Origin of the sequence: Streptomyces sp. R41 (genome assembly GCF_041053055.1) — a bacterium.
Taxonomy (GTDB): domain Bacteria; phylum Actinomycetota; class Actinomycetes; order Streptomycetales; family Streptomycetaceae; genus Streptomyces.
In genome coordinates, this window is record NZ_CP163443.1 from 5,632,020 (window position 1) to 5,652,339 (window position 20,320).

21 protein-coding genes are annotated in these 20,320 nt (G+C 71.0%); 13 read left to right on the forward strand and 8 right to left on the reverse strand.

Annotated features, from left to right (window positions below):
* Positions 1-154: 154 nt before the first annotated feature.
* The 5 genes from AB5J53_RS25845 (at position 155) to AB5J53_RS25865 (ending at position 6,076) form a co-directional block, all read left to right on the forward strand.
* Positions 155-787 (forward strand): type 1 glutamine amidotransferase family protein, encoded by a 633-nt coding sequence (locus tag AB5J53_RS25845; RefSeq protein WP_369248039.1) that lies wholly within the window; start codon positions 155-157, stop codon positions 785-787.
* Positions 784-1,284 (forward strand): MarR family winged helix-turn-helix transcriptional regulator, encoded by a 501-nt coding sequence (locus tag AB5J53_RS25850; RefSeq protein ID WP_369248040.1) that lies wholly within the window; start codon positions 784-786, stop codon positions 1,282-1,284. The genes AB5J53_RS25845 and AB5J53_RS25850 overlap by 4 nt, the downstream gene beginning before the upstream one ends.
* 79 nt (positions 1,285-1,363) lie before the next feature.
* Complete coding sequence (locus tag AB5J53_RS25855; RefSeq protein WP_369248041.1) at positions 1,364-3,325, forward strand: serine/threonine-protein kinase; 1,962 nt, start codon at positions 1,364-1,366, stop codon at positions 3,323-3,325.
* 139 nt (positions 3,326-3,464) lie between these two features.
* Positions 3,465-4,997 (forward strand): substrate-binding domain-containing protein, encoded by a 1,533-nt coding sequence (locus tag AB5J53_RS25860; RefSeq protein ID WP_369252465.1) that lies wholly within the window; start codon positions 3,465-3,467, stop codon positions 4,995-4,997.
* Positions 4,998-5,146: 149 nt separating this feature from the next.
* Positions 5,147-6,076, forward strand: coding sequence for an NAD(P)H-binding protein (locus AB5J53_RS25865; protein ID WP_369248042.1), 930 nt, complete (start codon positions 5,147-5,149; stop codon positions 6,074-6,076).
* 103 nt (positions 6,077-6,179) lie between these two features.
* Here AB5J53_RS25865 and AB5J53_RS25870 read toward each other — a convergent pair whose 3' ends face one another.
* Positions 6,180-6,920 carry an SLATT domain-containing protein gene (locus AB5J53_RS25870; protein ID WP_369248043.1) on the reverse strand — a complete coding sequence of 247 codons (741 nt, stop codon included), beginning with the start codon at positions 6,918-6,920 and terminating at the stop codon, positions 6,180-6,182.
* Positions 6,921-7,198: 278 nt separating this feature from the next.
* Between AB5J53_RS25870 and AB5J53_RS25875 the strand changes: the two genes are divergently transcribed.
* The 3 genes from AB5J53_RS25875 to AB5J53_RS25885 all read left to right on the forward strand — a co-directional run bounded on the left by AB5J53_RS25875 (position 7,199) and on the right by AB5J53_RS25885 (position 8,876).
* Positions 7,199-7,543: a YbaB/EbfC family nucleoid-associated protein gene (locus AB5J53_RS25875; protein WP_369252467.1), complete on the forward strand. Its 345-nt coding sequence runs from the start codon at positions 7,199-7,201 to the stop codon at positions 7,541-7,543.
* Positions 7,544-7,624: 81 nt separating this feature from the next.
* Entirely contained in the window at positions 7,625-8,224 is a 600-nt protein-coding gene (gene recR, locus AB5J53_RS25880) for a recombination mediator RecR (RefSeq protein ID WP_369248044.1), read from the forward strand.
* Positions 8,217-8,876 (forward strand): DUF5063 domain-containing protein, encoded by a 660-nt coding sequence (locus AB5J53_RS25885; protein WP_369248045.1) that lies wholly within the window; start codon positions 8,217-8,219, stop codon positions 8,874-8,876. The genes recR and AB5J53_RS25885 overlap by 8 nt, the downstream gene beginning before the upstream one ends.
* Before the next feature lie 16 nt (positions 8,877-8,892).
* Here the strand turns inward: AB5J53_RS25885 and AB5J53_RS25890 are convergent, their stop codons facing one another.
* Both AB5J53_RS25890 and AB5J53_RS25895 read right to left on the reverse strand, forming a co-directional pair.
* Positions 8,893-9,408 carry a DUF3592 domain-containing protein gene (locus AB5J53_RS25890; RefSeq protein ID WP_369248046.1) on the reverse strand — a complete coding sequence of 172 codons (516 nt, stop codon included), beginning with the start codon at positions 9,406-9,408 and terminating at the stop codon, positions 8,893-8,895.
* A gap of 268 nt (positions 9,409-9,676) precedes the next feature.
* Positions 9,677-10,396 carry a sulfite exporter TauE/SafE family protein gene (locus AB5J53_RS25895; RefSeq protein WP_369248047.1) on the reverse strand — a complete coding sequence of 240 codons (720 nt, stop codon included), beginning with the start codon at positions 10,394-10,396 and terminating at the stop codon, positions 9,677-9,679.
* A gap of 226 nt (positions 10,397-10,622) precedes the next feature.
* Here AB5J53_RS25895 and AB5J53_RS25900 point away from each other — a divergent pair, with 226 nt between their 5' ends.
* Complete coding sequence (locus AB5J53_RS25900; RefSeq protein ID WP_369248048.1) at positions 10,623-11,132, forward strand: SgcJ/EcaC family oxidoreductase; 510 nt, start codon at positions 10,623-10,625, stop codon at positions 11,130-11,132.
* Here the strand turns inward: AB5J53_RS25900 and AB5J53_RS25905 are convergent.
* Together AB5J53_RS25905 and AB5J53_RS25910 are read right to left on the reverse strand one after the other, a co-directional pair.
* A complete protein-coding gene (locus tag AB5J53_RS25905; RefSeq protein WP_369248049.1) occupies positions 11,095-12,435 on the reverse strand; it encodes a sensor histidine kinase in 1,341 nt (446 codons plus the stop codon). The genes AB5J53_RS25900 and AB5J53_RS25905 overlap by 38 nt on opposite strands.
* Positions 12,432-13,145, reverse strand: coding sequence for a response regulator transcription factor (locus AB5J53_RS25910; RefSeq protein WP_369248050.1), 714 nt, complete (start codon positions 13,143-13,145; stop codon positions 12,432-12,434). The genes AB5J53_RS25905 and AB5J53_RS25910 overlap by 4 nt, the downstream gene beginning before the upstream one ends.
* 259 nt (positions 13,146-13,404) lie before the next feature.
* Here AB5J53_RS25910 and AB5J53_RS25915 point away from each other — a divergent pair, with 259 nt between their 5' ends.
* The 4 genes from AB5J53_RS25915 (at position 13,405) to AB5J53_RS25930 (ending at position 17,961) form a co-directional block, all read left to right on the forward strand.
* On the forward strand, positions 13,405-14,682 hold the full coding sequence (locus AB5J53_RS25915) for an aspartate kinase (RefSeq protein WP_369248051.1): 1,278 nt from the start codon (positions 13,405-13,407) through the stop codon (positions 14,680-14,682).
* Between the two features lie 31 nt (positions 14,683-14,713).
* The gene (locus AB5J53_RS25920) at positions 14,714-15,778 is read left to right on the forward strand and encodes an aspartate-semialdehyde dehydrogenase (protein ID WP_369248052.1); all 1,065 of its coding nucleotides are present in this window, start codon (positions 14,714-14,716) and stop codon (positions 15,776-15,778) included.
* A gap of 468 nt (positions 15,779-16,246) precedes the next feature.
* The gene (locus tag AB5J53_RS25925) at positions 16,247-16,822 is read left to right on the forward strand and encodes a SigE family RNA polymerase sigma factor (RefSeq protein ID WP_189188804.1); all 576 of its coding nucleotides are present in this window, start codon (positions 16,247-16,249) and stop codon (positions 16,820-16,822) included.
* A complete protein-coding gene (locus AB5J53_RS25930; RefSeq protein ID WP_369248053.1) occupies positions 16,819-17,961 on the forward strand; it encodes a hypothetical protein in 1,143 nt (380 codons plus the stop codon). Before AB5J53_RS25925 ends, AB5J53_RS25930 begins: the two co-directional genes overlap by 4 nt.
* A 177-nt stretch (positions 17,962-18,138) precedes the next feature.
* On the opposite strand, the gene AB5J53_RS25935 is transcribed toward AB5J53_RS25930, so the two are convergent.
* The 3 genes from AB5J53_RS25935 to AB5J53_RS25945 form a co-directional block, all read right to left on the reverse strand.
* Positions 18,139-19,002: an SURF1 family protein gene (locus AB5J53_RS25935; protein WP_369248054.1), complete on the reverse strand. Its 864-nt coding sequence runs from the start codon at positions 19,000-19,002 to the stop codon at positions 18,139-18,141.
* Positions 19,003-19,046: 44 nt separating this feature from the next.
* Complete coding sequence (locus AB5J53_RS25940) at positions 19,047-19,421, reverse strand: nuclear transport factor 2 family protein (protein WP_369248055.1); 375 nt, start codon at positions 19,419-19,421, stop codon at positions 19,047-19,049.
* A 65-nt stretch (positions 19,422-19,486) separates the two neighbouring features.
* Positions 19,487-20,311: a class I SAM-dependent methyltransferase gene (locus AB5J53_RS25945; protein ID WP_369248056.1), complete on the reverse strand. Its 825-nt coding sequence runs from the start codon at positions 20,309-20,311 to the stop codon at positions 19,487-19,489.
* Positions 20,312-20,320: the final 9 nt, after the last annotated feature.

Here is a 20,320-nt window from a genome sequence, read left to right on the forward strand (position 1 = left end):
GGAGTGGACGCGATATCGGCGTCCTGTCTGTGGTCGGGGGCTTTCCGCGACAGTCTGTCGGGCTTGACTGTGGCGTCGTCCCTGTTGACAGCATGCTGTCGAATTGACAGCATGCTCACATAACCTTCGGCTCGCCCGAGGAGGGTGAAGAGTCATGAACGCCGCCACCGACGACGCGAGCGCCCCGCACCGCAAGCCCGTCCACCTCGCCGTCTACGACACCTTCGCCGACTGGGAGACGGGGCACACGACCGCGTATCTCGCCCGCGCCGGGTACGAGGTCCGGACGGTCGGCCCCACTCGGGAGCCGGTCACCACCATCGGCGGGCTCCGCGTCCAGCCCGACCTCGCGCTCGACGACGTCCGCCCCGAAGACAGCTCCTTGCTGATCCTCACGGGCGCGGACCTCTGGGACACGAGCGACGACCTCGCCCCCTTCGCCCGCAAGGCCCGCGTCTTCCTCGACGCCGGCGTGCCCGTCGCCGCGATCTGCGGCGCGACGGCCGGGCTCGCCTGTGAAGGCCTGCTCGACGACCGCGACCACACCAGCGCCGTGTCCTTCTACCTCGCCGCCACCGGGTACGCGGGCGGCGAGCGGTACGTGGACGCCGACGCCGTCACCGACGGCAAGCTCGTCACGGCCGGTCCCACCGAACCCGTCGCCTTCGCCCGCGAGGTCTTCCGCCTCCTCGGCGTGTACGAGGGCGAGGTGCTGGACGCCTGGTACCGGCTGTTCCACGACTCCGACGCGGAGGCCTACGCCGTACTCGAAAAGGCCGCGCGGTGAGCCGGGAGCGCCAGGACCTGTTCAGTCGCAGCGCCCTCGCGGCCTTCCGGCTCAACGGTCAATTCCTGTCCGTCGCCGAGGAGTTGGCCAAGCCCGCCGGGCTGACCGCCGCCTGGTGGCAGGTGCTCGGCGCGGTGCTCGGCGAGCCCCTGCCCGTGTCCGGGATCGCCCGCGCCATGGGCATCACCCGGCAGAGCGTGCAGCGCATCGCCGACCTGCTGGTGGACAAGGGTCTCGCGGAGTACCTCCCCAACCCCGCCCACCGCCGCGCCAAGCTGCTCTCCCCGGCGGATGAGGGCCGCGCCGCGATCGCCAGGATCGGGCCCGGCCACGCGGCCTTCGCCGACCGCCTCGCCGAGGCCCTCGGTGACAGCGAACTCGCTCAGACCGTACGCGTGCTGGAGCGCCTGTCCGCGATGCTCGACGACCTCACGGCACCGGTCGCGGAGATCGCGGCGCCGGTCACGGAAACGGCATCCCCTGTTACGGAACCGTAGACACCGCCCCATCCACCTCCCCGTACGGCGGCACTATCCTCGGTCTGTTGCACACATACGGGGGAAGGTGGGCGCAGCCATGGAGAAGCTGGGGGCGGGGGATCCGCAGCGGATCGGGGCGTATCGGCTGCTGGCGCGTCTCGGCGCCGGCGGGATGGGGCACGTGTATCTCGCCCGGTCCGACCGGGGACGCACCGTCGCGGTCAAGCTCGTACGCGACGAGCTCGCCGAACAGGAGGAGTTCCGGGCGCGCTTCCGGCAGGAGGTGCAGGCCGCGCGGCGGGTCGGCGGGTACTGGACGGCGCCCGTTCTGGACGCCGACACGGATGCCGAGATCCCGTGGGTGGCCACCGGTTACGTCGCCGGGCCCAGCCTGCAGGCCGTCGTCGGTCACGACCACGGCGCGCTCCCCGAGCGCTCCGTCCGCATCCTCGCCGCCGGGCTGGCGCACGCGCTGAAGGACATCCACGCCGCGGGGCTGATCCACCGGGACCTCAAGCCGTCCAATGTGCTGGTCACCATCGACGGGCCGCGCGTCATCGACTTCGGCATCGCGCGCGCCCTGGAGACGGTGACCGACGGCGGCCTCACGCGCACCGGCGCGCTCGTCGGCTCGCCCGGCTTCATGGCCCCGGAGCAGGTCCGCGGTGACCGCATCACGCCTGCGTGCGACGTCTTCTGCCTCGGCTCGGTCCTCGCGTACGCCGCCACCGGCGCCCTTCCCTTCGGGTCGACCAACAGCGGTGTGCACGCGATGATGTTCCGCATCGCGCAGGAGGAACCCGACCTGGAGGGCCTGCCCGAGGGCCTCGCCGACCTCGTGCGCGACTGTCTGCGCAAGGACCCCGCCGCCCGGCCCACCCTCGACCGGATCCTGGAGCGCACCGGCGCCGAGGACACCGTCTCCGACGGGCGCACCCGCGACCCGTGGCTGCCGAGCGCGCTGGTCGCCCAACTCGGGCGGCATGCGGTGCAGTTGCTGGACACGGAGAACCCCGACGAGGCGTCGGGCGAGATGCCGGTGCCGAGTGCCCCGGCCCTGCCACCGGCGCCCCCGGCCCAGGCCCCGGACTTGTCCAAGCCCCCGTCCGCCCCGCCCGAGGCCTCCCCGGAACACGCCCCCGCCCCGGCCGAGGAGGGCGCCACCCCGCCCGCGCCCGGGCAGCCCGCTCCCCTCAACCACCTCCCCACGATGATCGCGGGCGCCGGCCAGACACCTCCGCCGACCGCACCGCCCGCCACCCCGCACCCCGCGTACGGCTACCCCCAGCAGCACCCGCAGCCCACCGGCCCGGGCACGCCCCACCCCGCGTACGGCTATCCCCAGCAGGGCTGGGGCCAGCAGCCGGGCCCGTACGGCTCGACACCCCCGTACGGCCCGGGCGTCGCCCCCAATCCGTACGGCCCAGGAGGCGCGACACCCCCGTACGGTCCCGGAGTCGCCCCCCACCAGCCCGAACCCTCGCGCAGAAGCAGCCGCTCCACCGCCGCCCTGATCGTCGTGGCCCTGGTCGTCGCGCTCGGCGCGGGCGGCAGTGTGTACGCGTTGATGAAGGGCAGCGGGAGCGACGACGACAACAAGAACTCCGGGGTGTCGCCCGCGTCCAGCGCGCCCACGACACCCGGCCCGAGCACGTCGCAGCCGTCCCCGTCGTCCGGGTCGCCCAGCGCGTCGGCCTCCGAGGGCGGCACGATCCCGGAGGCCTTCCTCGGCACCTGGAACACCAGCATCGACAACGCGACAGGCCACAACACCCGCCGACTGACCATCCAGCAGGGCGAGGTGGGCGACACGGTGCTCTCGCTCACCGCGGACGGCCCGGCCGGCAGCGGCACCTACCACTGTGTCTTCCAGGCCAAGCTGGCCGAGGCCCCGGGCGCCGACGGGCCCCTGGAGATCGGCCCCTCCGAAGTCACCGTGGGCCCGGCCTCCTCCTGTTCGCCGGGCGCCGCCTCCGAGGTCACCCTCCTCTCGGACGGCAGCCTGCGCCGCGTGAACAAGGATTCGGGCGAGGCGCTGACGTACACGAAGGGCGGCTGATGAGGGATCAGTTGCATGGGCCAACTGGCCTGCAATGAAAGGCCGTTGAAACGCTGGTGAAGTTCACCTCCCGTATGTCGGATGTTTCCGGCCCGAGTCGTACCGTGACCGCACGGTGAGGCTCGGGGGAGTGGCTCAAGTGGAGTGGCTGAGCGCAGAGAACGTCGTGGCCGTGGCGACCGCCGTCGTGGGCGTCGTGGCCTCCGCGGGGATGGTCTGGTACGAGCGCCGGGTGCCGCGGCGCAAGAGGATCGGGTACCGCGTCCAGATGGACAACCCGATCGGCGAGAACGTGAGCTCGGGGCGGGCGAACGTGCGGCTCGGCTGGTTCGACGAGGCGCCGGGCATGGCGGACGCCACCTTCGTCCTGCTACGGGTCGAGAACGACGGTTCGCAGAGCATCGCCGACAACGACTACACGGGCCGCGAACTCCACGGCCTGACAGCGGTGTTCGCCGACCGTACGATCCGCGGTGTGTCGGTGACCCAGCCGCCCGGTACCGACCACCTCATGGACCACTTCACCCCGTCCGCGGGCCTCGGCTACGACGGCGGCACCCTGCGCATCCCGCGCGTCCCGCTCAACCGCGGCGAGCACTTCAAGCTGCTCGTGCTGCTGTCGGGCGGCCATGTGGGCAGCGAGGTGCGGCTCATCGGCGGCATCCGGGACGGCGAGGTCAGCCCCAACCGCAGTACGACACCGGACGATCAGCCGCCGCTGTTCAGCCGCGCGGCCCGGCTGATCACGGTGATGCTGACCGTGTGCGTCGTCACGCTCGCGCTGATCGTCGTGCTGCGCGACGACACCCCGCCCCCGGTCGGCTGCGAGAAGGGCACGCTGGCGGTCACCGGCTCGACGGCCTTCGAGCCCGTGATGCGCGAGCTGGCCAATAAGTACGAGAAGGACTGCGAGGGCGCCACCATCGCCGTGGATCCGCACGGCAGCACCGCCGGGGTGCGCGAACTCGACGCCGCCGGGGCGAAGTCGAAGAACGGCTCGCCGGCCGTCGTCGCCCTCTCCGACGGCCCCAAGCCGAGCGGTCTGGACCGGCTGCGCGAGAACCGGATCGCCGTCTCGGTCTTCGCGCTCGTCGTCAACGACGACATCCCGGTGAAGAACCTCTCGCTCGTCGACGTACGCCGTCTCTACCGCGGTGAGATCAAGAACTGGAAGCAACTCGGCGGCCCCGACCGGCCCGTCGTCCTCGTCAGCCGGGACGCCAACTCCGGCACGCGACAAGTCTTCCAGCGGCGGGTGCTGGGGCGCGGCGAGATCGCCAACTCCTCACTGGACTGCGTCCACAAGGACGACCCCACGGCCCCCGTCGTGCGCTGCGAACTCGACTCCACCGACCAGGTGTTGAACACGGTCGCCAAGCTTCCCGGCGCGATCGGCTACAGCGAACTCAACAGCGCCACCGCTCACGAGGGTCTGCGGAAGCTCAACCTCGACGGCCACACCCCGTCCGTCGAGGACCTGGAGCACGGCACCTCCGACTACCCGTACCGCGAGATCGAGTACGCCTACACCTACGGCCAGCCGCCCGCCGACTCCCTCGCCTCCAGCTTCCTCTCCTACATCAGCCGGGGCAGCGGCCAGGACGTGATCCGCACGCACGGACATCTGCCGTGCGGGACGCCGGTGGGGTTGAAGATCTGCGGCGACGGGTGACGTTCACCGTTCGACCCCGGTGTTCCGGTACTCCGGGGGAAGCAGGGGAGGTGCCTCCTTCTGCGGGACGCCGACGGGCAGTTGCGCGACCACTCTGGAATGGAATCCGGGCCGAACGAGATCCGGACGACTTCCGAGGGAGGCGCACGATGATCCTGGTGACCGGAGCGACGGGGCATGTGGGCGGCGAGCTGGTACGACAGCTGGCCGAGGCCGGACAGCCGGTGCGCGCGATGACGCGCCGGCCCGCGCAGGCGCGGTTCTCCACCGGGGTGGAGGGGCGGGTGGAGACGGTGTACGGCGACGCGAACGACCCGGCGAGCCTGGACCAGGCGTTCGCGGGCGTGCGCGGCGCCTTCCTGATGTCGTCCCAGGCGGTGGGATCGGCCCCGGGCCCGACGCACGACACGGCCCTCGCGGAAGCGGCTGCCCGCGCGGGTGTGGAGCGGTTGGTGAAGCTGTCGGTACTGAACGGAGGGGCCGCAGGGGCTGCGGGAGCTGGAAGGGCCGGAGGGGACGCGGGGGACGGTGCGGATGTCATCGCCCGCTGGCACGCCACGGCGGAAAGGGCGGTGACCTCTCCCGCCAAGGGGTGGGCTTGGACTCTGCTGCGCCCGGGCCGTTTCATGTCGAACGCGCTCCAGTGGGCGCCGGCGATCCGCGGGGCCGACGAGGTCCCCATCCCGTTCGCCGACCGGCCGGCGGCGAGCATCGACCCGGCGGACATCGCGGCGGTGGCGTGCGCGGCGCTGACCGCGCGGGGTGATGAACACGCGGGCGCCGCCTACGAGTTGTCGGGCCCACGATCCCTGACCCCGACGGAGGAACTGACGATCCTCGCGGACGTCCTGAGCCGCCCCCTGCGCGTACGCGAAGTCCCCGCCGAAGCGACCCGCACCGCCATGACCCGCTACGGATTCCCGCCGGAGGTGGTGGAAGCGATCATGAACCGCACCCTCCACGACGACCGGGGCACCGAGGTCCTCCCCACGGTGCAGAAACTCCTGGACCGCCCGGCCCGCACATTCGCCCAGTGGGCGAGGGCGCACGCGGGGGCATTCAGCCCGTCCGGCGCTTGATCTTTCAGCCCGTCCGCCGTCCGAGGGTGAGGCCGTCAAGGCCGAAGAGGGGGTCTGGGGGCGGCAGCCCAAGGCACGGGGCGGAGGGGGCGAGAGCCTGCTTCTACCGAGGCTCCGGCGGCCGCTGCCGAGGCATGTTCGGCCGGTTCCCCGGAGGCAACGGCAGCCGCCCGGTCGGGGTGCCCTCAGGGCGGGGTGAACCGGCCAGGGAGGACTGAATACCCAGCGGCGCCGACCCCGTCCGGAACTCCACCATCCAGTCCGCGGTCTCGGCGCGCACCAACTCCGTCACATCCTCGGAGAACCGTCGCAACACCCCCAGACACCGTTCCGCGGCCTCACTGGCCGTCCCGTCCGTCGGCCCCAGCACCTCCCGCACACACTCGGACGCCCAGTCGAACTGCAGCACCTGCAGCCGCCGCTGCACGGCCTGTGCCGTGGCCACGTCCCTTATCCACCCCGAGGTCACCCCGAAGAACCGGTCCCCGGCGACGCACGCGACCCCGAGCAGCAACGCCAGATACCCCCAGGGGGCGACCCCGCCCACCACCCCGGTGAGGTCGAGCAGCGGCAGCGCCGCCCCGGCCACGGCCCCGGCCGCGGCCCCGCACCGCAGCACCCGCGCCCCCCACCGCTTCCACACCCGGTCCGCGAGATACCAGGAAGCCGTGTCGAGCGCCCCCCGCTCCACCCACCGGTACAGCTCGTGGAGCCGCTCGGCGGGCTCCCCCCAGTCCCCGAGCGGAAACGGCCGGCCCGTCAGGTCGCCCGGCCGCAGCTCCGCCGCACCGTCGCTCCGCCCGTCCTGGGGCGGCCCCTCGGGCTGCATCTCCGGCTGACTCACCCGGCACTCCCTACTGACGACGGTGATGACGCTGCACTGACGACGCTGCGTGACGCATCGTGACGTGTGGTGCCAAAGCGCCGCACCCTTCCTACCGCCCAATGGGTGGCGATGACCCGGGTTTCACCGCTTTTCCGCCCGGAAGAGGGCCTTGATCAGGTATAGGAATCCAGATTGGCTCACTCGAAAGAGTGCTGGAGCGATCGCCCACCGAAGCACGTAGGCTCGTGCCAGGCGGGAAAACCCTGCCGGAAAGCCGTACGAACCAGGAGCTGATCGTGATTCCCGGTGGTGGCCAGCCCAATATGCAGCAGCTGCTCCAGCAGGCCCAGAAGATGCAACAGGACCTTGCGAACGCGCAGGAGGAGCTGGCGCGCACGGAGGTCGACGGCCAAGCGGGCGGCGGCCTGGTGAAGGCGACCGTGACGGGCTCCGGAGAGCTCCGCGCCCTGGTGATCGACCCGAAGGCGGTCGACCCCGAGGACACGGAAACCCTCGCCGATCTGATCGTCGCGGCCGTCCAGGCGGCCAACGAGAACGCGCAGGCGCTCCAGCAGCAGAAGCTCGGCCCGCTCACCCAGGGCCTCGGCGGCGGCAGCGGTATCCCCGGCCTGCCTTTCTAAGACAGGCAGCGGCCAACTACCGTACGCACCAGGACGACAGACAAGACGAAGCAGGATCCAGGAACCAGGAAAGGCAATCCGTTGTACGAAGGCGTGGTCCAGGACCTCATCGACGAACTGGGGCGGCTGCCCGGCGTCGGTCCCAAGAGCGCGCAGCGGATCGCCTTCCACATCCTGCAGGCCGAGCCGACGGACGTCCGCCGTCTCGCACAGGCCCTCATGGAGGTCAAGGCGAAGGTCCGCTTCTGCGCGACCTGCGGCAATATCGCGCAGGAGGAGCTGTGCAACATCTGCCGCGACCCGCGCCGCGACCTGTCGGTGATCTGTGTGGTGGAGGAGCCGAAGGACGTGGTGGCGATCGAGCGCACCCGCGAGTTCCGAGGCAAGTACCACGTGCTGGGCGGAGCGATCAGCCCCATCGAGGGCGTGGGTCCGGACGACCTCCGGATAAGGGAACTCCTCGCGCGCCTGGCCGACGGCACGGTCACGGAACTGATCCTCGCCACGGACCCGAACCTGGAAGGCGAGGCCACGGCCACGTACCTCGCCCGCATGATCAAGCCCATGGGCCTCAAGGTCACCCGCCTGGCCAGCGGCCTCCCTGTGGGCGGCGACCTGGAATACGCGGACGAGGTCACGCTCGGCCGCGCCTTCGAGGGGAGACGACTTCTAGATGTCTGACGCCACGCTGCACGCGACCAGCCAGGACCCCGACGACTTCGTGGTCCAGATCGCGGACCAGGTAGAGAGCTTCCTGGTCGCCGTCACCGAGGTGGCCAAGGGCGACGAGCCGGACTCGGCCGTGCCCTTCCTCCTCCTGGAGGTCTCCCAACTCCTCCTGGCCGGCGGCCGTCTCGGCGCGCACGAGGACATCGTCCCCGACGAGCGCTACGAGCCCGACCTGGGCCCCGAGCCGGACGTCGACGAACTCCGCGAGCGCCTGGCGGTGATGCTGGAACCGATCGACGTGTACTCGGAGGTCTTCGACCCCTACGAGCCGCGCAAGGCCCCGGTGCCCGCCCGTATCTCCGACGACCTGGCCGACGTCATCACCGACCTCCGCCACGGCATGGCCCACTACCGCGCGGGCCGCACCACGGAAGCCCTGTGGTGGTGGCAGTTCTCCTACTTCTCCAACTGGGGCTCCACCGCCTCCGCGGCCCTGCGCGCCCTGCAGTCCGTGGTGGCTCACGTGCGGCTGAACCAGCCCCTGGAGGAGCTCGACGGTCTCGACACCGACCAGGACCTCGGCGAGGACGCCCTCGCGGAGGAGGCGGGCAAGGTCATGGCGGAGGAGATCGCGGGGCCGCTGGGCTTGCGCACGGTCAAGTAACTCCCTTCCGCCGCCTTCATCTCCCCGTACGCTGCGGCCAAGTGGCGATGCCACCGCTGATGCCCGCGCCGAGCAGGACGAGCGCGAGGGTCAGTGCGGCCCAGTGGTGGGTCGCCAGGTCGAGGAACCCTTGGTCCAGGGCGCCCTGGGCCTGGGCCTGGTCCGGATGTGCGGGGTCGTAGACGACCGTCGTCGCCACCCGGCCCTCGGGGTCCCGGGGACCGTGCGGGACGTAGAGGGAGCCGTCGATCGCCTCTTCGGGTTCGGTGACGGGCTGACCGGCGGTGTCCGTGAAGTCGAGCCACACCGAGGACGTGTCGCAGCTCGTCCCGCGCCCTCCGAAGGAGCAGGCGGTGGCCAGGGTCGCATGAGCCGACGTATGCCGCCCGTGGTCACGCAGTGCGGCCAACTCCGCGTCGCCGTGCTGGAGTTGGAGAATCTGGCCGGCCAGGAGCAGACCCCCGATCAGCGCAACCGTCACCGCGGCCGCCGCCGGCCACCATCGGCGCGCCGGACCGTCCACGTTCTGCACCGGAATCCTCCCCGCGAGCGTTGATCTGGCTGGCACCGTAGTCGTCGATGTCTCCGGCCCCACGTCGGGGTTGCTCCGAAGGGGCCCCGGGCGCGCGGCAATCAGCGTGTGTGCGGGACGTCCAAGGCCGGTCGGGGCGGCGGCCGTGACCGGGACACGGCGGGATGGGCGCGGAATGCCCGGCCGCCCGACGGGGCGGTGCGGCCTCTGCCGTACGGCGCGGATGACCAAGCGCCGAGGATGCGCGGGGCAGCCTTCGCCGCCGCCCTCACAACCCCCACAGCCCTTTCCCCAGCGTCGTGACCCCGCCGGTCAGCGCCAGCAGCAGCACCAGCAGGCGGGCCCCCTTCTCGGGTACGCGCTGTGCGAGCGCCCTGCCGACCAGGGCTCCCGCCGCCATCCCCGCCACCGCCAGTGCCCAGACCGGCCCGTCGAGGTGGGGCACCCCGTTCGCGGCCACCGAGAACGCGTTCACCACCACCCCGTAGAACTGTGCGTTCGGCACGAACTCCCGTACGGTCCAACCGGCGTTGACGGCGTACAGGGAAACCGGCGGGCCGCCGACCCCCGCCGCGGAGTTCATGAACCCGCCCGCCGCCCCCGCGGCCACCGCGCCCTTGGTCCCGCGCAGGGCGGGCACCCGCGCGCCCCGCATGACCAGCGCCACGGCGACGGTCACGAGCGCGCCCATGAACACCAGCAGCACGGGCTCCGGCAATCGCCGGGCCAGCCAGGCACCCGCCGGAACCGTGCACGCCGCCGCCACGCACAGCGGCACCATCGCGCGCGGCCGTACCCTCCGCCACCCGCCCGCGAGCCCCACGACACTGATCGCTCCGGCGGCGCAGTTGGCGAGGACGACCCCTTCGGCCGGGCCGAGCAACAGCACGAGCGCGGGCACCGCGACGAGCGCGAAGCCCATTCCGGTGAGCCACTGCACGCAGGACCCCACCAGCACGATGACACCCAGCAGCAACTCACCTGTCATGGAAGGCCTTTGCCCCCGCCGGAACCCCCGCACGCGACCCGGCTCATGCGTAACCCCCCGCTCACCCGACGTGAGTTGGCCGGGTCTTGGATCAGCCCTGCACGTCTCCTGAACAGCCCCTAACCAGCGCAACGCGAGGCTGGAGTCACTCCCACCGCAGAGCAAAGCAGGCCGCCGCGGAGCCTCGTGGACGGGAGCAATCCACCCCCACCGCACTGGAGTTGCCATGCAGCGTCAGCCCCGCAGCCGCACCCGAGCCGCGATACTCACCGCCTCCGCCCTCGCCGTCGCGACCACCGTGGGCGTCGGAATCACCTCGGCCAGTGCGGAGCCCAAGTCCACCAAGCCCACCAAGGCGCAGATCGCCGCTCTCTTCGACGGCTGGAACGACGCCCTTGCCACCGGCGACGCCGAGAAGGTCGCGGACCGGTACGCGAGCGACGCCGTTCTCCTGCCCACCGCCTCGCCCAAGATCCGCACCACGCACGGCGAGATCGTCGACTACTTCGAGCACTTCCTGCTGAACAAGCCGCGGGGCAAGAAGATCAGGACCGTCGTCAACGTCCTCGACAAGAACTCCGCGATCGACGCCGGTCTGTACGCATTCACGCTGACCGACCCGAAGACGGGGGAGAAGCGTCAGGTCGAGGCCCGTTACTCGTACGAGTACGAGAAGCGCGACGGCGAGTGGCTGATCGTCAACCACCACTCCTCTGTGCTGCCGAGCGAAGGCTGATCGCCACGCACAGCCCGCCGCCAAGGGGGTGCCCGCGGTCCAGCGAAGCCGGGACCGGGGGAGCGTCCTTCAGCGCCACCGTCCCGCCGTCGTCCGTCACCAGCTGCTTGACGATCGCGAGGCCGAGGCCCGAGCCGGAGCGCCCGGTCAGGCCCTGACCGCGCCAGAAGCGGTCGAAGGCGCGGGCCTTCTCGGCGTCGGACATGCCGGGGCCCTCGTCGAGGACCGACAGGACCACCGAGTCCGCGCCCGCCGTCATCCGTACGGTGATCGTCGCACCGTCCGGGGAGACCTCCAGGGCATTGGAGAGCACGTTGTCCAGCACCTGGTCCAGGTGGCCGGGGCTGGCCAGCACGGGCAGCCGGCCGTCGACATCCCCTTCGAGCGCGATTCCCACGCCGCGCTCCTCGGCGGCCGGCCGCCACACCGCCAGCCGCTCCGCGACCACGTCGCCGAGCGGCAACGCCTCCGCCGAGGTCACCTTCGCCTCGGCCCGGGCGAGCACGAGCAGGCCGTTCACCAGGCGGCTCATCCGGACCACCTCGGCGGTGGCCTGCTCCACGTCCTCCTGGACGAACGCGTCGTCGACCCCGTCCGCGATGTTGTCCAGCGACAGGCGCAACGCGGTCAGAGGCGTACGGAGTTGGTGGGAGGCATCCGCCACGAAGATGCGCTGGGAGTCGATCAGGATGTCCAGGCGTTCCGCACCCGAGTTCAACGTCCGTGCGAGCCGCTGGGTCTCCGGGGGGCCCGTCACCGGTGAGCGCGCCGTGAGGTCACCGTCGCCGAAGCGGCTCGCCATGTCGTTCAACTGCCGCAGCGGGCGGGTCAGCCGGCGCGCCACCAGCGCGCCCAGACCCGCCGCCACCGCCAGCACCCCGACCGCCAGGATCGCCCGGAAACCCCAGATCCGCCACAGCCGGGCCGTCAAGTCGGAGGTGGGGTACGTGACTTGCACCGCACCCACCGTCCGGCCGTCCCGCCGCGCCGGAGCGGTCACCTTCAGCGCGCCGCCGCCCCAGTGCGCCGTGGCCTTCCCGCCCGAGGGCGCCTCGGAGGCCGGGAGGACGTGCACGGTGCCGGGGGTCTCGGCGGCGTACGCCGCGGACATCCGCGTCAGCGCCGCCCGCGACGCCGCGTCCCCGTCCGCCAGCAGCAGTGCCATGGTCCGCGCCTCCCGCCGTACGGACTCCTCGGTGTCCCCGCGCAGCTGCGCGGTCAGCGTGAACGCGACCGGCACGGTGAAGGCCGTGAGCGCGACGGCCACGAGAAGGACGTAACTGACGATCAGCTGCCGGATCATGACGTGCCGTCAGCCAGTCGGTGGGGCGGGTCGTCGTCAGCGGTCTTCACGACCTCCAGGCGGAAGCCGACCCCGCGGACGGCCTCGATGGCGATCGCGCCCGCCAGCTTCCGGCGCAGCGCCGCCACATGCACGTCCAGCGTCTTGGTCGGCCCGAACCAGTTGGCGTCCCAGACCGCTTCCATGATCTGCTCGCGCGACATCAGAGCGCCCGGCTCCTCGGTGAGGAACGCGAGCAGGTCGTACTCCTTGGGCGCGAGGGCCACCTCCTCGCCGTCAAGGCGTACGCGGGCGGCCCTGCGGTCGATGGTCAGGCGGGGTCCGTAGCGGTCCGGGCCGCTGTCCGCAAGAGTGCGCGGCTGCACGCGGCGCATCACCGCCCTTATCCGCGCGATGACCTCGCGTACGCCGAAGGGCTTGGACACATAGTCGTCCGCGCCGATCTCCAGGCCGACCACCCGGTCCGTCTCGTCGCTGCGCGCGCTGATCACGATGATCGGGATCTCGCCGCGCGCCCGCAGCGCCTTGCAGACGTCGAGGCCGTCGGTGTCGGGCAGGCCGAGGTCGAGCAGGACGACGTCGCAGGGGCCCTCGTGCGCCAGCGCCGCCCCGCCCGTGGTCACCCACTCGACCTCGAAGCCGTAGCGCAGCAGCCCGCGCCGGAGCGATTCGGCGACCGGCTCGTCGTCTTCCACCAGGAGTACGCGCACAGGCGGAACCTTAGTGCTTGAAACTTAAGTCACAGAGGCCCCGTGTGACACGGGGCACTTTCCGGAGTGGCGGGCGGGAGCGCGGGCAGGTGCGGTCTCGGAGCGGCCGGAAGGCCCGGCTGACCTGACGTCCTCGGAGTGATCACGTCGTGAGCGGGACATCTCACGATGCGATACTTCGGAAGGGATTTCCGGCCGCTCGTTAGACTGAGCCGACCGCAGTTGTGCGGTGCAGAGACAGACTGAGCGAGGAGCGCACGTGGGCCTTGTCGTGCAGAAGTACGGAGGCTCCTCCGTAGCCGATGCCGAGGGCATCAAGCGTGTTGCCAAGCGGATCGTGGAAGCGAAGAAGAACGGCCACCAGGTGGTCGTGGTCGTTTCCGCGATGGGCGACACGACGGACGAGCTGATCGATCTCGCCGAGCAGGTATCCCCGATGCCCAGCGGACGAGAGTTCGACATGCTGCTGACCGCCGGAGAGCGGATCTCCATGGCCCTGCTGGCCATGGCGATCAAAAACCTGGGCCACAGCGCCCAGAGCTTCACCGGCAGCCAGGCGGGTGTCATCACCGACTCGGTCCACAACAAAGCGCGGATCATCGACGTCACGCCCGGTCGTATTCGTACGGCCCTCGACGAGGGCAACATCGCCATCGTCGCCGGCTTCCAGGGCGTCTCGCAGGACAAGAAGGACATCACCACGCTGGGGCGCGGCGGGTCCGACACGACGGCTGTCGCGCTCGCGGCCGCCCTCGACGCCGAGGTCTGCGAGATCTACACCGACGTGGACGGCGTGTTCACCGCCGACCCGCGGGTGGTGAAGAAGGCGAAGAAGATCGACCAGATCGCCTTCGAGGACATGCTGGAGCTCGCCGCGTCCGGCTCCAAGGTGCTGCTTCACCGCTGTGTGGAGTACGCGCGCCGCTACAACATCCCGATCCATGTGCGCTCCTCCTTCTCCGGGCTGCAGGGCACCTGGGTCAGCAACGAGCCGATTCAGCAAGGGGACAAGACGGTGGAGCAGGCCATCATTTCCGGTGTCGCGCACGACACCTCCGAGGCCAAGGTCACGGTCGTGGGCGTGCCGGACAAGCCGGGCGAGGCCGCCTCGATCTTCCGCGCGATCGCCGACGCCGAGATCAACATCGACATGGTCGTGCAGAACGTGTCCGCCGCCTCCACCGGCCTGACGGACATCTCCTTCACCCTTCCCAAGACCGAGGGCCGCAAGGCCATCGACGCCCTGGAGAAGGCCAAGGGCGTGATCGGCTTCGACTCGCTGCGCTACGACGACCAGATCGGCAAGATCTCCCTGGTCGGCGCCGGGATGAAGACCAACCCGGGCGTCACCGCCGGCTTCTTCGAGGCCCTCTCGGACGCGGGGGTGAACATCGAGCTGATCTCCACCTCCGAGATCCGTATCTCCGTGGTCACCCGCGCCGACGACGTCCCCGAGGCCGTCCGCGCCGTGCACACCGCCTTCGGCCTCGACTCCGACAGCGACGAAGCCGTCGTCTACGGAGGCACCGGACGATGACCGTCCTTTCGTACGGCGGCACCGGCCGCTGATGGCCAGGCCCGCGGGACCGACGCTCGCGGTCGTGGGAGCGACCGGAGCCGTCGGCACGGTCATGCTCCAGATCCTGTCCCAGCATGCGGACATCTGGGGCGAGATCCGTCTGATCGCCTCGCCGCGCTCCGCCGGTCGCAAGCTGACCCTGCGCGGCGAGGAGGTCGAGGTCGTGGCCCTGTCGGAGGAGGCCTTCGACGGGGTCGACGTCGCGATGTTCGACGTACCGGACGAGGTGGCCGCTCAATGGGCGCCCATCGTCGCCGCCAAGGGCGCGGTCGTCGTCGACAACTCGGGCGCCTTCCGGATGGACCCGGACGTGCCCCTCGTCGTCCCCGAGGTCAATCCGCACGCGGCGCGCGTGCGCCCGCGCGGGATCATCTCCAACCCGAACTGCACGACCCTCTCCATGATCGTCGCCCTGGGCGCGCTGCACGCCGAGTTCGGGCTGCGCGAGCTGGTCGTCTCCAGCTACCAGGCGGTCAGCGGCGCGGGCCGCGCGGGCGTCGACACCCTGCGCCGGCAGATGTCGCTCGTCGCCGGTACGGAACTGGGGACGAACCCCGGAGACGTACGGCGCGCCGTGGGCGACCACACGGGGCCGTTCCCGGAGCCGGTGGCGCTGAACGTGGTGCCGTGGGCCGGATCCCTCGCCGAGGACGGCTGGTCCTCGGAGGAGATGAAGGTACGGAACGAGTCACGCAAGATCCTCGGGCTCCCGGGGCTGAAGGTCGCCGTGACGTGTGTACGCGTCCCCGTCGTCACCACGCACTCCCTGACCGTGCACGCCCGCTTCCAGGGCGAGGTCACGGTCGCGAAGGCGCGGGAGATCCTCGCCACCGCCCCCGGGGTCGTGCTGTTCGACAACCCCGCCGCCGGTGAGTTCCCCACGCCCGCCGATGTGGTGGGCACCGACCCGACCTGGGTGGGCCGGGTGCGCCGGGCGCTCGACGATTCGACGGCTCTCGAACTGTTTGTGTGCGGGGACAACCTGCGCAAGGGTGCTGCATTGAACACCGCTCAGATCGCGGAGTTGGTGGCGGCGGAGATCATCGGAGCGTAGGTTCAGCGTTCTGGCGGTGCGCCGGGGCCGCAGGTTCTGCGCTCCCGATGTCCGGCAGCCGGAATCTCGGTGGCCGTCGAGGGATTCGTTTGTAGGATCTGTGTCGGTTCTGTGGCCGGAGTAATGGTCCGGACCACTTGAATCGAACCCGCTCGGCGTTCGAAGATTTCACTCCCCGTCCTCCGCAACCGCGCGGAGGGCGGGGAGCGTCTTTGCGGTCGCCATTCAGGGGTGGCCCGAGCGGTATGGCATATGGGGCATAGGGGATGAGCTGGTACGCATGAGGGCATTTGACGCATTGTCAAACGGGGTGCCTGACGCAAAAGCGATGCCTGATGCGTACAACCCTCTCGGGGGGACGCGTGTCCAACTGGCGTGGCAGAGGTACTCGAATTCACCGCGGTACAGACGAGGGGCACAGCCCTCCGTCCACCCCGCCGTCTCCGCAGCCCCGGCGCGCCCGGCGGCATGCCGGTGATCGCGCCCATGCCCGCAGCGCGGCCCGCCCGCATACCGAACCAGCGCGACGGCGCTGAGGACAGCCTGGCGGCGGGTACCACCGTCGACCATCTCACCGAGACCTACCGCGCCCACTACCGGTCGCTCCTGGGCCTCGCGGCACTCCTGCTCGACGACACCGCCTCCTGCGAGGACGTCGTCCAGGAGGCCTTCATCCGGGTGCACTCGGCGCGCAAACGCGTCCGCGACCCCGAGAAGACGCTCGCGTATCTGCGCCAGACCGTCGTGAACCTCTCGCGCTCCGCCCTGCGCCGGCGCATCCTCGGCCTCAAGCTCCTCTCGAAGCCGATGCCCGACATGGCGAGCGCCGAGGAAGGTGCGTACGACCAGCTGGAGCGGGACGCGCTGATCAAGGCCATGAAGGGACTCCAGCGCCGCCAGCGCGAGGTCCTGGTCCTGCGCTACTTCGCGGACATGACCGAGGCCCAGGTCGCCGAGACGCTCGGGATATCGCTGGGCTCGGTGAAGGCGTACGGCTCGCGCGGCATCGCGGCGCTCCGTATCGCCATGGAGGCCCCGGCATGAGCGAGCGACGTGACACCCACGACCGACACGAGCCCTACGAGTGGCATGAGCCGATGGACCGGCACGAGCCCCACGAAGACGAGCGCGAGCAACATGCTGGGAACGGAACTGTGAACCACGGCCCCGACGGACACCGCCCCGACGGACCGGGACCCGACGGGCTCGGCTCGGACGAGCTGGCGCTGCGCCGGCTGCTGCACCAGGCGGTGCAGGAGATCGAGCCCACCGACGGCACCCTGGAGCATCTGCGCCGTGCGGTTCCGGCCAGACGAGCCCGCAAGCGCCAGGCCGTCGTCGGTATGGCGGCCGCCGCGCTCTTCATCGGCACCGCCGTCCCCGCCTTCGTGCACGTCTCGAACTCCTCGGGGTCGAACGCCGACCCGTCCATAGCCGCGAACAGCTCGCAGGCCCAGGGTGGCGCGGGCGAGGGCAAGGGCACGGACGGCGGCGACGGGAAGGCCGCCGGCGGCTCCGCCGGCACCTCCAAGGACAAGGGCAAGGACGGCCAGAAGGGCACGCCCGACAAGGGCAAGGACGGGGGCAGCGGGGCCGCCACGGGCGGAGCCGACCCGACCGCCTCGGCCGTGACCGCGACCGCGTGTACGGCGGCGCAGCTCGGCGGGGCCACCAGCGCCGTCGGCACCCCGGACTCCGCCGGCGCGGTCTACGGCTCCTTCACCGTCTCGAACGTCTCCACGGCCGCCTGTACGGTCTCCAGCGCGGGCACGGTGAGCGCGGCAGCGCAGGACGCGGCGGACCAGGCCAAGGTCGGCGTGGCAACGCATGTGTCGGGCGACGCGGCCACCGGGCTGCCCGACCCGTCCGCCGAGGTCACCTCCCTGGTGCTCCAGCCGGGCGCCTCGTACGTGGTGAAGTTCGCCTGGGTGCCCTCGGAGACCTGTCCGACCACCTCGGAGCCCTCACCGGACCCGTCCCCCACGGAGGGCACCACCGACACCGGCGGCACGTCCACCGAAACGGGCGGCACCTCGGCGCAGCTCGTCACGGAGGACGGCGTGGCCGACGGCAGCGTCGTCGTCACCAACACGGCGGAGACGGGCGCGGCCACGGCGTCGGCCACGGTGTCCAACGCGTGCGCGGGCACGGTCATTCACACGGGGATCCTGGCGGCCTCCTGAGCGGACGCCTTCGGCCCGTTGGGCGTGGCGACTTCCTGGGCGGACGCGTTCGGCCCCTTGGGCGTGGCGGCTTCCCGGGGTTTCTGAGGGGAGAGACGTCGCACTCTGGGCGTAGCGGCACCCTTGTCCCGTCCCGGTCCCGGTCCCCGTCTTCGTCCTTGGACGAAGCGGCGATCCCTAGGCGGTGGGCGACGCCGACGCGGGGGCGCTCGTCTCGCCCTCGGTCCGCTGCTCGGCCTCGTCCTTGGCCCGCTGCTCGCCCCCGACCCGCTCCTCGGACCCGTCCGGGGCCAGGCCCAGCTCCGCGTCCCGTGCGAACTCCACCTCGCGGCGCAGCAGCCGGAACCACATGAAGACCACGAAGCCCGCGAAGACGAACCACTCCCCGGTGTAGCCGAGGTTCTGGAACGCCTTCAGGTCCAGGCCGCTGTTCTGCGGCGCGGTCGCGGGCACCGCCTTCATCCCACTGTCCGCCTTGTCGAGGGTGATCCACGCGTCGTACGGCTTGTACGGCACCAGGTTCACCAGCGACGCCGAGCTGATCGCGCCGGTCTGCCCCTTGGGGAGCCCGCCGGCCGCACTGACGCCGTTCGACCCCGGGCTCTCGGACGCCTGCAGGGCACCCGTCACCGTGACCTCGCCGGTGGGCGCGGCCGGTGCCTTCGCCGGGTCCGCGTCACCCGGCAGCCAGCCCCGGACCACGGGCAGCGCCTGGCCGCCGTCGATCCGCAGCATCGTCAGCACATAGAACCCGTGCTTGCCGTCCAGCTCACGGTCGGGCACCAGCAGCTGCGTGTCGTACCGGCCGGTGGCGGTGGCCTGCTTGCCCGACGTGTTCTGGTCCACGGGCAGCAGCTGGGTGAGCGGACGGGCCGCCTGCGTCTTGGCCGACGTGACCTGTTCGCTCGCCGTCCGGTGGTCCTTGACCCGGTCCTCGAACCGCCCCAACTGCCATGACCCCATGAAGATGCAGAAGGGGATGGCCAACAGCACGAAGACGTTGATCCCCCACCAGCGGGGCGTCAGCAGGAACCGGTACACGCCTTCCAAGGTACGGGGCCCGTACGGGCTGCCGGGCCGCGGGGTCAGTACCGCTCGGTCAGGTGATCGCGGCCCGCCGGGGGTTCGTACGGCTCCGGCCAGAAGTCGGTGATGGCGGCTATTCGCCCGGATCCGTCCCCCGTGAAGAACGAGATGGCGTACATCTCGTCCAGACCCACGGTGAAGTGGGCCCAGGTGACGACCTGATCGGGCTCGGCTATCACCCGCTCGACCGTGAGGTGCCAGTCGCCCGGATACTCACGGTTGAACTCGACGTACCGCCCGCGGCCGCGGATTCGCTCCCGCGTCTGCGGCAGCGTGTACTCGACGTCCTCGGCCAGGGTGTCGGAGAACGTAGCCCAGTCCCGGGACTCGGCGGCGGCCCAGAACCTCTCGACTGTCTTGCGCAGATCCGTCATGCGAAGAAGTCTGCATCCCGCCACTGACAATCGGCCCTGACCTGTACAAATGCCCGATTGTGGCGCTACCCCTTACTGGCCTTCAGCGAGTACATGAGTGGGATGCGCGGCCGGTCCGCCGGGAAGCGGTGATACCCGTCCCGCACCTCGAACGACTCGAACCGCCGGAAGAGCGAGACGTCGTGCTCGTGCAGGAACTCGATGCGCAGGCCCGCGGCGGCGAGCGCGGAGACGACCTCGCCGAGCGGGTGCTGCCACTCCACGCTGCGGTTGTGGGTCGTGGCGGCATCGAGATCGGCGTATGTGCCCGACAGCCCGTTGATCCAGGCGTCCCGCGTGAAGTAGTCGTTGATGATCCGCGAGCCGGTCTCGTCGTCGAGGACGTCGGTGAGCGGGTGGAACTCGGCGAGGTAGAGGAAGCCGCCGGGGGCGATCAGGGCGGCGACGGTCTCGGCCCAGCGGCGGATGTCGGGCAGCCAGCACAGCGCGCCCACCCCCGTATAGACGATGTCGTACGAGGAATCCGGCACGGTCTCCCTCGCGTCGTACACGTCGGCCGCGACGAAGGCCGCGCGTCCGGCGGAGAACCCCAGTTCACCGGCGAGATCGCGGGCCACCTCGACGGCCGGTTCGGAGAAGTCGAGGCCGACGACGCGGGAGGCTCCGTGCCGTGCCCAGGACAGGGTGTCGAGGCCGATGTGGCACTGCAGATGAAGCAGCGACCGTCCCGTGATGTCCCCGACCTCCGCGCGTTCGAAGTCGCGCAGGGCGTCCTTGCCGGCGCGGAAGGCGTCGAGGTCGTAGTAGTCGCTGGCGACGTGCAGCGGGACCCGTTCGTCCCAGTGTGCTTGGTTGGCTTCGTGCCAGTCGGCGGGCGTCGGAGAGTACATGGCCGCGAA

What these genes read in the sequence shown, in the direction of transcription:
- AB5J53_RS25845 (WP_369248039.1), top strand. Translation starts at nt 155, where the DNA reads ATGAACGCCGCCACCGACGACGCGAGCGCCCCGCACCGCAAGCCCGTC.
- AB5J53_RS25855 (WP_369248041.1), top strand. Translation starts at nt 1,364, where the DNA reads ATGGAGAAGCTGGGGGCGGGGGATCCGCAGCGGATCGGGGCGTATCGG.
- AB5J53_RS25865 (WP_369248042.1), top strand. Translation starts at nt 5,147, where the DNA reads ATGATCCTGGTGACCGGAGCGACGGGGCATGTGGGCGGCGAGCTGGTA.
- AB5J53_RS25885 (WP_369248045.1), top strand. Translation starts at nt 8,217, where the DNA reads ATGTCTGACGCCACGCTGCACGCGACCAGCCAGGACCCCGACGACTTC.
- AB5J53_RS25895 (WP_369248047.1), bottom strand. Translation starts at nt 10,396, where the DNA reads ATGACAGGTGAGTTGCTGCTGGGTGTCATCGTGCTGGTGGGGTCCTGC.
- AB5J53_RS25900 (WP_369248048.1), top strand. Translation starts at nt 10,623, where the DNA reads ATGCAGCGTCAGCCCCGCAGCCGCACCCGAGCCGCGATACTCACCGCC.
- AB5J53_RS25905 (WP_369248049.1), bottom strand. Translation starts at nt 12,435, where the DNA reads ATGATCCGGCAGCTGATCGTCAGTTACGTCCTTCTCGTGGCCGTCGCG.
- AB5J53_RS25920 (WP_369248052.1), top strand. Translation starts at nt 14,714, where the DNA reads ATGGCCAGGCCCGCGGGACCGACGCTCGCGGTCGTGGGAGCGACCGGA.
- AB5J53_RS25925 (WP_189188804.1), top strand. Translation starts at nt 16,247, where the DNA reads ATGCCGGTGATCGCGCCCATGCCCGCAGCGCGGCCCGCCCGCATACCG.
- AB5J53_RS25930 (WP_369248053.1), top strand. Translation starts at nt 16,819, where the DNA reads ATGAGCGAGCGACGTGACACCCACGACCGACACGAGCCCTACGAGTGG.
- AB5J53_RS25940 (WP_369248055.1), bottom strand. Translation starts at nt 19,421, where the DNA reads ATGACGGATCTGCGCAAGACAGTCGAGAGGTTCTGGGCCGCCGCCGAG.
- AB5J53_RS25945 (WP_369248056.1), bottom strand. Translation starts at nt 20,311, where the DNA reads ATGTACTCTCCGACGCCCGCCGACTGGCACGAAGCCAACCAAGCACAC.